At 59.4% G+C, this 12,792-nt stretch carries 11 protein-coding genes and 2 tRNA genes; 10 read left to right on the forward strand and 3 right to left on the reverse strand.

From position 1 onward, the window contains the following. Positions 1–26: 26 nt before the first annotated feature. From ACFOTD_RS09730 to ACFOTD_RS09740, 3 genes are all read left to right on the forward strand, one after another. Positions 27–102: transfer RNA gene (locus tag ACFOTD_RS09730), tRNA-Lys, on the forward strand. Between the two features lie 601 nt (positions 103–703). Next, positions 704–779, forward strand: a tRNA-Lys gene (locus ACFOTD_RS09735). 172 nt (positions 780–951) lie between these two features. Further along, positions 952–1,578 (forward strand): MarR family winged helix-turn-helix transcriptional regulator, encoded by a 627-nt coding sequence (locus ACFOTD_RS09740; RefSeq protein WP_378118118.1) that lies wholly within the window; start codon positions 952–954, stop codon positions 1,576–1,578. 4 nt (positions 1,579–1,582) lie between these two features. Here the strand turns inward: ACFOTD_RS09740 and ACFOTD_RS09745 are convergent, their stop codons facing one another. From ACFOTD_RS09745 to ACFOTD_RS09755, 3 genes are all read right to left on the reverse strand, one after another. After that, a complete protein-coding gene (locus ACFOTD_RS09745) occupies positions 1,583–1,795 on the reverse strand; it encodes a hypothetical protein (RefSeq protein WP_378118120.1) in 213 nt (70 codons plus the stop codon). A 113-nt stretch (positions 1,796–1,908) separates the two neighbouring features. After that, the gene (locus tag ACFOTD_RS09750; protein ID WP_378118122.1) at positions 1,909–3,144 is read right to left on the reverse strand and encodes a sensor histidine kinase; all 1,236 of its coding nucleotides are present in this window, start codon (positions 3,142–3,144) and stop codon (positions 1,909–1,911) included. A gap of 53 nt (positions 3,145–3,197) precedes the next feature. Continuing rightward, on the reverse strand, positions 3,198–3,932 hold the full coding sequence (locus ACFOTD_RS09755) for a response regulator transcription factor (protein ID WP_378118123.1): 735 nt from the start codon (positions 3,930–3,932) through the stop codon (positions 3,198–3,200). A 464-nt stretch (positions 3,933–4,396) separates the two neighbouring features. On the opposite strand from ACFOTD_RS09755, the gene thrS reads away from it, so the two are divergent. The 7 genes from thrS (at position 4,397) to ACFOTD_RS09790 (ending at position 12,768) form a co-directional block, all read left to right on the forward strand. Further along, the gene (gene thrS, locus ACFOTD_RS09760; RefSeq protein ID WP_378118125.1) at positions 4,397–6,310 is read left to right on the forward strand and encodes a threonine--tRNA ligase; all 1,914 of its coding nucleotides are present in this window, start codon (positions 4,397–4,399) and stop codon (positions 6,308–6,310) included. Positions 6,311–6,443: 133 nt separating this feature from the next. Next, positions 6,444–7,577 (forward strand): LolA family protein, encoded by a 1,134-nt coding sequence (locus ACFOTD_RS09765; protein ID WP_378118401.1) that lies wholly within the window; start codon positions 6,444–6,446, stop codon positions 7,575–7,577. Between the two features lie 181 nt (positions 7,578–7,758). Continuing rightward, positions 7,759–8,943 carry an alanine racemase gene (gene alr, locus ACFOTD_RS09770; protein WP_378118127.1) on the forward strand — a complete coding sequence of 395 codons (1,185 nt, stop codon included), beginning with the start codon at positions 7,759–7,761 and terminating at the stop codon, positions 8,941–8,943. A 150-nt stretch (positions 8,944–9,093) separates the two neighbouring features. Next, entirely contained in the window at positions 9,094–9,375 is a 282-nt protein-coding gene (locus tag ACFOTD_RS09775; RefSeq protein ID WP_090114402.1) for a CopG family ribbon-helix-helix protein, read from the forward strand. Positions 9,376–9,378: 3 nt separating this feature from the next. Then, a complete protein-coding gene (locus tag ACFOTD_RS09780) occupies positions 9,379–9,729 on the forward strand; it encodes a type II toxin-antitoxin system PemK/MazF family toxin (RefSeq protein WP_090114400.1) in 351 nt (116 codons plus the stop codon). Positions 9,730–9,882: 153 nt separating this feature from the next. Then, the gene (locus tag ACFOTD_RS09785; protein ID WP_378118130.1) at positions 9,883–10,497 is read left to right on the forward strand and encodes a TetR/AcrR family transcriptional regulator; all 615 of its coding nucleotides are present in this window, start codon (positions 9,883–9,885) and stop codon (positions 10,495–10,497) included. 81 nt (positions 10,498–10,578) lie between these two features. Then, positions 10,579–12,768, forward strand: a complete 2,190-nt coding sequence (locus ACFOTD_RS09790; protein ID WP_378118132.1) for a Tex family protein — start codon at positions 10,579–10,581, stop codon at positions 12,766–12,768. Positions 12,769–12,792 lie beyond the last annotated feature (24 nt).

Genomic DNA, 12,792 nt, shown 5'->3' on the forward strand with positions numbered 1-12,792 from the left:
CGTGCTATATTATAAGAGTTCTTTACAGGTCCTTAGCTCAGCTGGCAGAGCAGTTGACTCTTAATCAACGGGTCGTGGGTTCGATCCCCACAGGGCCTACCATCCCGTAAACGACGAGAACGGCGGCGAATTTCGCACCGTTCTCTTTTTTCGTTTTCGGGGCAGAAACCGGTCGATCAAGGTATGCTGGCCGCAAAATAATGGAATAAGGATGCGGCGCATCGTTATGTCGGCGAATTGGAGCGTTTGGTGCGAAATAAGGATGTCGCATATCGCTAATGTGTCCCTAAGGGCCATTTTCCTCTGAATAAGGATGTGGCACATCGCTATTTCGGCGCTGGGGGAGCGTTTGGTGCGAAATAAGGATGTGGCACATCGCTAATGAGTCCCTGATGGCCGCTTACCTCTGAAATAAATTTTATGTCGGCGAGTGTGCTTGTTACATGCAGGCGCGGATAGCGTCGTGTGGCAAGAATGATGCGATATTATCGTTAGAGTGCCCGATTGCCCTGCGCGAATGGGTGTTGCTCCCTAGTCCGCAGTTCGTCGTTGAGGTAGGACTTCGTTCGCGGCTTGCACCCGGCTCGCTCCCGGTTCGGCTCCGCTTTAGCTGCTTCGCAGCAGGGTTAGAGAGGAGAAAACTTTTTTTGAAAAAAGCTTGTCATTCTCGTTCGGGCTGTGTTATATTATAAAAGTTCTTTACAGGTCCTTAGCTCAGCTGGCAGAGCAGTTGACTCTTAATCAACGGGTCGTGGGTTCGATCCCCACAGGGCCTACCACCTCTAAAGTTCAAGAGCAGAGACGATTTATCGTCGCTGCTCTTTTTGCGTTTGTACGCCTTTTTCGGATTACGCATGCGCCGGTCGATCTCTCTGCAGCTTGACTTTCAATTATCCTAAGAATAGGATTTCCCTATAACGAACGTTCAGCGAACGGAAGGAGGGCGAATCGATGGAACCGACAAACTCGATGGAGCCGACTGATTCGAAGAAGCTGACCGAACCGACGAAGCCGGCTGAACCGAAGAAGTCTAATGAGCCGACAAAGCCGATTGAGCCGCAAGAACCGGCGCAAACGACTGAGCCGACGAAGCCAACAGAACATTTAGAACCTACGGAATCCCCGGACGACGGGACGGCAGACGATCTGCGGTTGTTCCGTATCTGGCTGCGCGCCTCGCGCGCGATCTTCGGCAATGTCGGGCGGGATATCGAGAGCCATGGGCTGAGCCCGGACAACTTCATGATCCTCGAGCTGCTGTACAACAAGGGGCCGCAGCCGATTCAGAAGATCAGCGAACGGATGGGGATCCCAAGCGGGAGCATCACGTACGTCATCGACAAGCTGGAGAAAAAGGGTTACGTCGAGCGCAGGCAGAGCCAGGAGGACCGCCGGACTTCGAACGCCGTGCTGACGGCCGCAGGCCGCGCTTTGTTCGACGATATTTTCCCCAAGCATGTCGCCATGATCTCGCGCAATCTGTCCGTCGCCTCGCCGGAAGAGAAGCATACGCTCGCCGAGGTGCTTAAGCGGATCGGGCTGCATGCAGCGTCGCTGGGAGAAGAGCGGGACGGCTGAGCGATTAAGCGTTGCTGAGCGGCAACCAAGACATCGCCGAGAGCCAGGACAGCGTCGCGGCTCCATAGCAGATCGCGCCCATTAAGAACAATGGGGACATAAGCAGTCCGGGCAAGCGCTGAAGGCTAAAGCCGCCGACGATCTTAAGCGCCTTTTTCCAAAAGAGGTGGCCTGCGGCGAGCAGGGCGATATTGGTCAAGAGCAGGAGGGTGTTCATGCCGATGCTTCCCTTCCTCATCATTTCTTTGCTATTGCTAGCAAGTATAAAAGAGGAATCTTAACGGCAGCCTGCACGAATGCTTACCATTCCCTTAACAAACGCTGACAAAGCTATGAGCTGCGCAAGGCAGGCAGCGCTATTTCGAACGCGGTCCGGCTCCTGTCGCTGCGGGCTCGGACGCTTCCGCCGTGCACTTCGGCGATGCTCTTGACGATGGCGAGTCCAAGTCCCGTGCCGCCAGAGGTGCGGGAGCGGTCCCCGCGGTAAAAGCGGTCGAATATAAACGGGAGATCCATGGCAGGAATCGGCTCGCCGTAATTTACGACGCGAATCCAGGCGATATCTTCGCGGCGCTCGATCTCGATGTCCACATACGGACTTCCTTCGCCGTGGGAAATCGCGTTGGACATTAAATTTTCGAAGGCTCGCATCAGCAGGTTGCCGTCGCCTTCGATAACCAGCGGCTCATCTGGCGCGGCGAGGCGGCAGGTCATCGATGCCTTGTCCAGGCTGGGTACGAACTCTTCGGCGAGCTGCCGGAGCAGATCGGTCAGATCGAGCTCCGTCCGCGCGAGCGGCATGCCGCCCCCGATCCGCGTATACTCGAACAGATCGTCGATCAGCTTCTTCAGCGTGCGCGCCTTTTCATAGGCGATATTGACGTAATGGCGCAGCTCGACCTCGTCTTTGTACCGATCCTGCTCGATAACCTCCAAAAAACCCAAGATGGACGTCAGCGGCGTTCGAAGATCGTGGGAGACGCCGGTGACAAGGTCGTTTTTGGTTTTCTCGGCATGACGCTCATCCCGGATCGAACGGTCCAGCTGCTCCGCCATCGCGTTGATGCTCTCGGCGATGCGCGCGAAGTCGCCATAAGAGCGATCGATCTCGATCCGATATTCGAGCCGGCCGCTTGCCACCGCCTGCAAGCCTTCGGTAACGCGCTCCATATAATCGGACAGCTTCTTCGCCAGCCTGTCGATGCTGTCCGCGGCTTGTCCCAACTCGTCCGTCGCGGGGCGCTGCGCCACGGTGCCGAGATCGCCGTTTTCCATGTCCCGCAGGGAAGCGTCGAGCTGTTCCAACCGGCGGATCGTGCCGCGGCTGAACAGAAAGTAGAAAAACAGGAACGAGGCGGCTCCCGTTACGACGAGCACGGGCGTAGATCCAAAACCGTTAATGATCGGCGCCATTGGCACGGCAAAAAATGGATGCCGGATTAAATATTTCGAGAGCAAATAAAAGGCGTATAAAACCGCGGCTGTCGGGGCTGCGCTCGCCAACGCGGCGGCGAGAAACTTCCAGCGGACCGAGTGCAGCCATTTGGATCCGGAGGTGGAGGGCATAACGCCAGGCACGCTTCTTTCTGTACTGGAGTGGACGAACGAGCGCGGGCCGCCTATCCGTTCGGATCGATCTTATACCCGATGCCCCACACAGTTTTGATATAACGGGGAGCCTGCGGGTCTTTTTCGATTTTCTCCCGCAGCTTGCGGATATGGACCATGACCGTGTTTTTGGACTCCATGAACGGTTCGTTCCATACCTCCTGGTAAATCTTGTCCATGCTGAGCACGATGCCGCGATTGACGGCGAGCAGCCGCAGGATGGCGAATTCGCGCGGCGTCAGCTTGATCTCTTCGCCGTCGGCCGTGACCTTGTGCGTGGCGGTATTAATGACAAGGTCGTCAATCTCGATCTGCGCTTCGTCCCGGACACCGGACCTGCCGAATTGCTTGTACCGCCGCAGCTGCGACTTGGCGCGCGCAATCAGCTCCAGCGGGTTGAACGGCTTCGCGACATAGTCGTCCGCGCCGATGCTAAGTCCCGCGATCTTATCGATGTCCTGGCTCTTGGCCGACAGCAGGATGATCGGCAGCTCGCGCGTCTCGCGGATGCGCATGCACGCTTCGATGCCGTCCATCCGGGGCATCATGACGTCCATGATGATCAGGTCGACCGGGTGCCGTTCGAGCAGGTCGAGCGCTTCAAGCCCGTCCGATGCCCGAAGCAGGGAATAGCCTTCGTTCACGAAGTATATTTCCATCAGCTTGATGATTTCCTTCTCGTCGTCGACCAGCAGTATTGTTCCTCTCACAGCCGTTTTTTCCTCCCGCGCAACAAGCTTTTCCATGATTCCGTTAACCTCAATATAGCATATAAGCCGCTCCGGCAATTCTTAAGACAAGCTTAAACTTGACCTTGCCGGCAGACTGGCGGTTGACCTGAGCCGCCTTGGGCACTATAATAAACGCCAAGCAATCCCATCTATTCAGGCATTGACCAAAGACACGATCCCCTTCATGGACCGGACAGAGAAAGAGGTGCAAGGTGCGAGCCTCTGCGGAGACCGGAAGCGGATTACCCCTTTGCAGCCGTAGCGTCGAACCCGTGGGCCGTTAGCGCTCCGCCAGTAGGCGATACCGTCTTATCCCCGTTACCGGATACCGATGAGGACCTTGCCCGTCATGGGTCGGCTTGCTGCCGATGCGTGCGCGAGCGGGTCGAATTAGGGTGGAACCACGAGCTGAACGCACTCGTCCCTTGAGGGATTGTGCGTTTTTTTGCGTTCAAATTCACCCTAAGGAGGCTTGTGCAATGGTTAAGGTAACGTTGGCGGATGGAAAAATGCGAGAGGTGGCTGACGGTACCACCGTCGGCGAACTGGCGGAAAAGATCGGGCCGAGCCTCCGCAAGAAAGCGATCGCGGGCAAGATCGACGGCAAACCGGTCGACCTGGAAGCTCCGATCGAAGGCGATGCGCAGGTCGAGATCTTGACTTTGGAACAGCAGGAAGGCCTGGAGATCTACCGCCACAGCACGGCGCACTTGATGGCCCAGGCGATCCGTCGCTTATACGGCGGCGCGGAAAAGGTTAAGTTGGGCATCGGTCCGGTCATTCGGGACGGATTTTATTACGATATCGAGCTGGAGCGGGCGCTCTCTGAGAACGATCTGGCCGACATCGAACGCGAGATGGCGCGTATCGCCGGCGAAGATCTGCCGATCGTCCGCCATGAGGTGAGCCGGGCGGATGCGGAGCGTCGATTCGCCGCAGACCCGCTGAAGCTGGAGCTGATCCGCGATCTGCCTGCGGATGCCGTCATCTCGGTTTATGAGCAAGGCGAATTCGCCGATCTGTGCCGAGGGCCGCATTTGCCCTCAACGGGGCGCATCAAGTCATTTAAGCTGATGAGCTTGGCGGGCGCTTATTGGCGGGGAGATGCGAACAACAAGATGCTGCAGCGCATTTACGGCACTGCTTTTCCCAAGGAAGCCGATCTGCTTGAGCATCTGCGCTTGCTGGAGGAAGCCAAGAAGCGCGATCATCGCAAGCTGGGCAAGGAGCTCGAGCTATTCATGTTCTCCGAAGAAGCGCCGGGCATGCCGTTCTACCTGCCCAAGGGGATGACGATTCGGACGGAACTCGAGAACTTCTCTCGCGAGATCCAGGGCAAGCGGGATTATGATGAAGTGCGCACGCCGTTCATGATGAACAACCGCATCTGGGAGCAATCGGGCCACTGGGATCATTATAAAGACAACATGTACTTCACGCAGGTGGACGACACGAAGTTCGCGCTGAAGCCGATGAACTGCCCGGGCCATATGCTGATCTACAAAAACGAGTTGCATTCTTACCGCGAGCTGCCGATTCGGCTGTCCGAGTTCGGCCAGGTTCACCGGCACGAGTTTTCCGGCGCCCTGAACGGGATGATGCGGGTGCGTACTTTCTGTCAGGACGATGCGCATATTTTCCTGCGCCAGGATCAGATCGAGGAAGAGATCAAACGGACGATCTCCCTGATCGACGAGATTTACCGCGTGTTCGGATTCGATTACAAAATCGAGCTGTCGACGCGACCGGACGACTATCTCGGGACGGCGGAAACGTGGGACGAGGCCGAGCGAGGTCTGCAGAACGCGCTGGAGAAGCTGGGACTGCCATACCAATTGAACGAAGGCGACGGTGCTTTTTACGGGCCGAAGATCGACTTCCATATCCTCGATGCGCTGAAGCGCAGCTGGCAATGCGGCACGATCCAGCTCGACTACCAGATGCCGGACAAATTCGATCTTGCGTACGTCGGCGAGGATGGCCTGAAGCATCGGCCGATCGTCATTCACCGGGCGATCTACGGCTCGATCGACCGGTTCATCGGAATGCTCACCGAGCACTACGGCGGCGCGTTCCCGCTGTGGCTGGCGCCGGTGCAGGCAAAGCTGCTGCCGGTCTCGGATCCGTTCGCCGACTACGCGCTGCAGGTCAAGCGCGAGCTGGCCGAGGCGGGCATCCGCATCGAAGCCGATCTGCGCAGCGAGAAGCTCGGCTACAAGATCCGCGAGGCGCAGCTGCAGAAGGTGCCGTACATGCTGGTCGTCGGCGAAAAAGAACGCGAGCGCGGCACGGTGTCCGTGAGGCGGCGGGGCGACGGGGAGGCGGAGGAGATGACGGCGGCGGAACTAATCGAGCGCATGCGAAGCAAGATCTGCGGCCGCTCGCCCGAATAGTTTGTCCATTATATAGTAGAAATGCACGATGGATCGTCGGCCCCCCCAAGCTCGTCAATCTCGTCCGCATATTTGGTCAAGTCCCCTCATAGGAATGAAGCATGGACTAACCAATCGAAGAGGGGTTGATGTGATGCTTCGCAAGCTGCCGTGGATCGCGGCTGCCCTGGTGCTCGTCGCGACGTTGCTGTCGGGATGCGGCGCGGGCAAGAACGCCGATTCGGTCGTGAAGGATCTGACCAAGTTGTCGGACAAGATGGACAGCTACCAGGGGAGCGGCGTCATGACGCTGCACACCGGGCAGCAGCCGCAGGCTTACAAGGTTGAGGTATGGTACCAAAAGCCTAACTATTACCGCGTCGCGCTGACGAGCGCCAGCCGCGACGTGACGCAGATCGTGCTCCGCAACGACGACGGCGTGTTCGTCCTGACGCCGAGCCTCAATAAGAGCTACCGCTTCCAGAGCGACTGGCCGGACAACCAGGGCCAAGTGTACCTGCTGCAGACGCTCCTGCACAGCATCACCGTCGACAACTCGCGCCAGTTCGCGGCGGAGAAGGACTCTTATGTCTTCAACGTGATGGCCGGCAATTACCAGAACGGCTCGTTCGCCCGCCAGAAGATCTGGCTCGACAAGAGCGACTACTCGCCGCAGCTCGTCGAGGTGACGGACACGAATTCGAACGTGCTGGTGGACGTGAAGTTCGACAGCTTCGAGTTCGGCAAAAAGTTCGACAAGTCCGCGTTTGACATGCAGCAGAACCTCGCGACGCCGAAGAGCGATGCCAGCACGACCGGCGCGCTGCCGATCGACGGCGCCTCGCCGGACGCAACTGGTACGACCGGTACGGCCGCAGACCCGGCGACCGCAGATCCGGCAGACGGCACGGACGGCAAGACCGCCGAGCCGGCCGTCGAGATGGCGGCGATCGAGCCCGACCCGCTCATGCTGCCGCAAGGCGTGACGCAGGTGGAAGCGCCGTTCGACGTGCAGCTCGGCGACGGAGCGCAAGGCGTCATGCTCCGCTACAGCGGCACCTACGATTTCTCGATCATCGAGTCGCAGTCCAAGGACCGTGCCGTCTCGGCGCTCGCGCAGACCAAGGCGCTCGACCTCGGCTTCACCGTCGGCTTCCTGACCGAAGACGATACGCAGTCGCTGGCCTGGACGTATGACGGCGTGGATTATCGCTTGACGACGATCGATCTGCCGCATGAGGAGATGGTCCGCGTCGCCCAGGCGCTCGTCGACCAATCCGGCAAGTAATTCCTTCTCTCATTAAATTCTCATTTACAGCCAAAAGCCGGTCCCAAGACCGGCTTTTTGGCATCCGAGAGACGGATAGCCAAGCTTTGGCTGACGCTCTTGCGTTGACAGTACGGTCTGCGCCCGGTAACATTACCTTATTAGGAAGCAAACTGTTTTCTGGCAAAAGTAGGTGACGTACGTGGAAGGGTATTACAGGCCGACGGCTGCCGTGATCTCGCTTGACGCGCTGCGTGCCAACGTGACCGCGTTCAAGTCGCGGCTCGCGCCGGGCACGAGACTGCTCGCCTCGGTGAAGGCCAACGCATACGGCCACGGCGCGGTCTGGTCCGCGCGAGCGGCGGCAGAGGCCGGCGCGGACTATCTGGGCGTCGCCTTTTTGGACGAAGCGCTGCAGCTGCGCGACGCGGGCGTCGAGACGCCCGCGCTCGTGCTGGGACTCACGCCGTCCGACGCTTTTCCGATCGCTCGCGAACGCGGCATTGCCGTGACCTTGTATCGCGAGGATCAACTCGATGCGATCGAACGAATGCCCGTAAAAGGGGCGAAGCTCATTGCTCACGTCAAAGTCGACTCCGGCATGGGCAGACTCGGCGTTATGCCGGGGCCTGCCGCCGAGCGCTTTCTTGAGCGAGCCTGCAGGCTGCCGCAGCTGGCGGTCGAAGGCATATATACGCACTTCGCGCGAGCGGACGAGAACGACAAGAGCTATACGATGATGCAGGCCGAGCGCTTCGCCTCGGTCGTCGATTATGTCCGGCGGACGGGGCTGCCTCTTCAGATCGTGCATGCCGGCAATACTGCCACGGGCATCGATCTGCCGCCGCAGGTCGGCGGCATGCTGCGTCTGGGCATCGGCATGTACGGTCTTTATCCGAGCGACGAGGTCCGGCACGACGAGATTCCGCTCGTGCCGGTCATGTCGCTGCGTACGCGGCTCGCCCATGTCAAGACGCTCGCGGCGGGCGAAGGCATCAGTTACGGCACGCGGTACTTCACGGAGAAGAACGAGTCGATCGGCACGCTGCCGATCGGCTATGCCGACGGCTTCAGCCGGATGCTGTCCGGGCATGCCGAGGTGCTCGCAAGAGGGCGCCGGCATCCCGTGGTAGGTTCGATCTGCATGGACCAGTGCATGGTGCGTCTGGAACGAGGGTCTTCCGGCGACGAGTCTCCTTGGATGCCTGACGAGGAAGTCGTTTTGTTCGGCCGTCAGGGAGAAGCGGTGCTGCCGGTAGAGGAGCTTGCCGATAAGCTAGGCACGATTAATTACGAAATTACTTGCATGATCGCGGCCCGCGTGCCGAGGGTGTACGTCAGCGAGGGCAAGGTCGTCGGCGTGGTCAACCCGCTGCTGCAGCAGTAGCATTCGGTCGAAGCTTTCGACATTTTTGATGTCGTCAAGCAGGAATGACGCGCGTAAGGCGCGAATGGTATGATATTCGTATATTTCTTTTCACGTAACGAGATACTGGGAATTATTGCAGGATGGACATTTTTTGGGGGTGCGTGTTCGGTGGCCAATTTGCACAATACGAAGCGGATTATGATCAGTCTGCCCGATCATCTGCTGCGCGAGGTGGACTATGTTGCGGCGAACGAGAATTCCAATCGCAGCGAAGTCGTCCGCCAGGCGATGAAGCAGTATCTGGTCGACAGAAAGAAACGCCTGATCCGCGACGCGATGCAGCGGGGATACCTGGAGATGGCCAAGATCAACCTGAACATGGCATCTGAAGCGTTCCATGCCGAGGAAGACGCAGAGAGCACGCTCGGACGGCTCGTGAGCGGGGTGTAGCGATTGATCGTCAAACGCGGGGATGTGTTCTACGCGGACCTGTCGCCTGTCGTCGGGTCCGAGCAGGGCGGCGTACGCCCTGTGCTCGTCATTCAGAACGATATCGGCAACCGGTTCAGTCCGACGGTTATCGTAGCGGCGATTACGGCGCAGATCCAAAAGGCGAAGCTTCCGACGCATGTGGAGATCGAGGCCAAGGAGCACGGGATGGAGCGCGATTCGGTCGTGCTGCTCGAGCAGATCCGGACGATCGACAAGCAGCGTCTCACGGACAAGATCACGCATTTGGACGAGGAAATGATGAGGAAAGTAGACGAGGCGCTGCTAATCAGCGTCGGTCTGATCGATTTTTAAGAGCGGTTCCTTCTTGGGGGAGGAACCGCTATTTTTTTTGCACAAAATACACCGTATTTTCGACAAACGCATGCTTGCTTCACCTAGGTCCTGTGCTGCATAATAGAGATAATGCGGTGAAGCGCTAAAGCTTTTTTTGTGTATGGAGGGATCATGAGTACCTACGAGCTGGATGCAAGGATGCGCATATTGCTGGCCGCCAAGCGGCTGTTCGCACGGCAGGGCTTTGAAGGGACGACGGTTCGGGCGCTAGGTCTCGAGGCGGATACGAATCCCGCGCTCGTGTCCTATTATTTTCAAGGCAAGGACAAGCTTTTCGAAGCGTTGATGGACGAATTTTTCCCGATCGAGCTCGTGAGGGAGACGATCGCCGCGCCGATGGAGCCGGTTGCGGGCCTTAAGGTCGTAATCCGCGAGATCGTAAAGTTTCAATCCGAGGACCCTGACCTTATTCGCGTTATTCAAAACGAGATCGGCAACGAGACGTGCAGGCGAGATTTCATCCGGGCATATTTGATGCCGATCTGGGAGAAGATCCGGGCGCTGCTGTCCGAAGGCAAGCGTCGCGGCGTCTTTCACTATCGCTCGCTCGATAGCGCTTTCCTTTATTTATGGGGAGGCATTACGTACAGGCGCGAATTCAGCTTCTTCGATCCGGTGCTGTCGGAGCCCGTGCCCGATTCGGAGCGGCTATGCGAGGATATGACGGCTTTTGTCCTCGCCGCGCTGCGCTGTCCGGACTTGGACGAGCCTTCGGTGGCGTTATAACGCAAGTCTTGGGGACGCTTCCTGCAGGAAGCGTCTTTTGTTATGATGGAACAAGACTTGACCAGAGGGAGCCGACGTACCATGAATGAAGCGACATTGCCGGACGCGAAGCTGGCGGCGGAGCGCATGATCGCGCAGATCGCGTCCGAGCTGGGGCTTAAGCCTGCGCAGGTGCGCACGGTAGCTGGACTGCTTGACGAGGGCAACACGATTCCGTTCATCGCCCGCTATCGCAAGGAGATGACCGGCGAGCTTGACGAGAACGTCCTTCGGGCCATCGAGGAGCGCCGCGGCTACCTGAAGCAGCTGGAGGATCGCAAAGGCGAGGTGCTCCGCCTGATCGACGAGCAGGGCAAGCTGACGCCGGAGCTGGCGAAGGCGATCGGCGCCGCGGTGAAGCTGCAGGAGCTTGAGGATCTGTACAGGCCTTACCGGCAAAAGCGCAAGACGAGGGCCAGCGTGGCGAAGGAACGGGGGCTCGAGCCGCTCGCCAACTGGCTGCTGTCGCAGCCGCGGCAGGGCGATCTGCTGCACGAAGCGGCCCGGTATGTCGACGCCGCCAAGGGCGTCGGCAGCGCGGAGGAAGCGATCCAGGGCGCGATGGACATCGTGGCCGAGGGCATTGCGGACGACGCGGACATCCGCAAGTGGGTGCGCCGCTTTACTTGGGACCAGGGCGTCCTGCAATGCAAGGCCAAAAACACGGAGGCGGAATCCGTTTACGAGATGTATTACAAATATAGCGAACCGGTCAAGCGGCTGCCTCCGCACCGGGTGCTCGCGATCAACCGCGGCGAGCGGGAGGACGTGCTCGGCGTCGGCCTCGACGTGCCGTCGGAGCGGATCGTGGCCGAGCTGCACAGACGTACGCTGCGCGGGCCTTCCCCGGCTCGCGACGCGCTCGCCGCTGCGGCCGAGGACGCGTACAAGCGGCTGATTGCTCCGTCGATCGAGCGCGAGCTGCGCGGCGAGCTGACGGAGAAGTCGGAGGAGCACGCGATCTCCATCTTTTCCGAAAACCTCCGCAACCTGCTGCTCCAGCCGCCCGTCAAGGGACAGGTCGTGCTCGGCGTAGACCCTGCCTTCCGTACCGGATGCAAGCTGGCCGTCGTCGACGATACCGGCAAGCTGCTCGAAGTGGCCGTGTCCTATCCGACGCCGCCGCACAATAAAAAGGCGGAGGCGGAGGCGCTGTTCCGCAGGCTGATCGGGCAGTATGGCGTGACGCTGATCGTCGTGGGCAACGGCACCGCCTCGCGCGAGACGGAGCAATTCGTAGTCTCGGTCATCAAGGGAATGCCGGAGCGCGGGCTGCAGTATCTGATCGTGAACGAAGCGGGAGCCAGCGTGTATTCGGCGTCCAAGCTCGCGCAGGAGGAATTTCCCGATCTCGACGTCGCCGAGCGCAGCGCGGTGTCGATCGCGCGCCGGCTTCAGGATCCGCTGGCGGAGCTCGTGAAGATCGAGCCCAAGGCGATCGGCGTCGGGCAGTACCAGCACGACGTCTCCCAGAAGCGGCTCGACGAGAGCCTCGGGGGCGTCGTGGAATCCGCGGTCAACCATGTCGGCGTAGACGTCAACACGGCGTCGCCTTCGCTGCTGTCGTACGTATCGGGCATCAACGCCACGCTGGCCAAAAATATCGTCAAGGCGCGCGAAGAGAACGGCAAGTTCACCGATCGCAAGCAGCTTCAGAAGGTGCCGCGGCTCGGCGCGAAGGCATTCGAGCAATGCGCGGGCTTCCTGCGCATTACGGACGGCGCGCATCCGCTCGATCGTACCCCGATCCATCCGGAGTCGTACGGCTTCGTGGACAAGCTGTTCAAGGCGCTCGGGGTGAAGCTGGACCGTATCGGCACCGACGATGTCAAGGAGCGTCTGCGCGGCCTGGACGTCGCGGAGACGGCGGCCGATCTGGGCGTCGGCGTACCGACGCTGCGCGACATCCTGGACAGCCTCCAGCGGCCTGGACGCGATCCCCGGGACGAGCTGCCGGCGCCGATCTTCCACACGGACGTGCTGGATATCGAGGATCTGAAGCCGGGGATGGAGCTGACCGGGACGGTTCGCAATGTCGTAGACTTTGGCGCTTTTGTCGACATCGGCATTAAGAACGACGGTCTCGTGCATATCTCGCAGATCAGCAACCGGTTCGTGAAGCACCCGACGGAAGTCGTCGCCGTCGGCGACACGGTCAAGGTGTGGGTCATGAGCGCGGATCTGAAAAAAGGACGCGTCAGCTTGACGATGAAGGGACCCGCGGAGGCTTAATGCTGCCGTTAACGCTAGACAGAC

The sequence above is a fragment of the Cohnella sp. GCM10012308 genome (assembly GCF_042649185.1).
Classification (GTDB): Bacteria; Bacillota; Bacilli; order Paenibacillales; family Paenibacillaceae; genus Cohnella.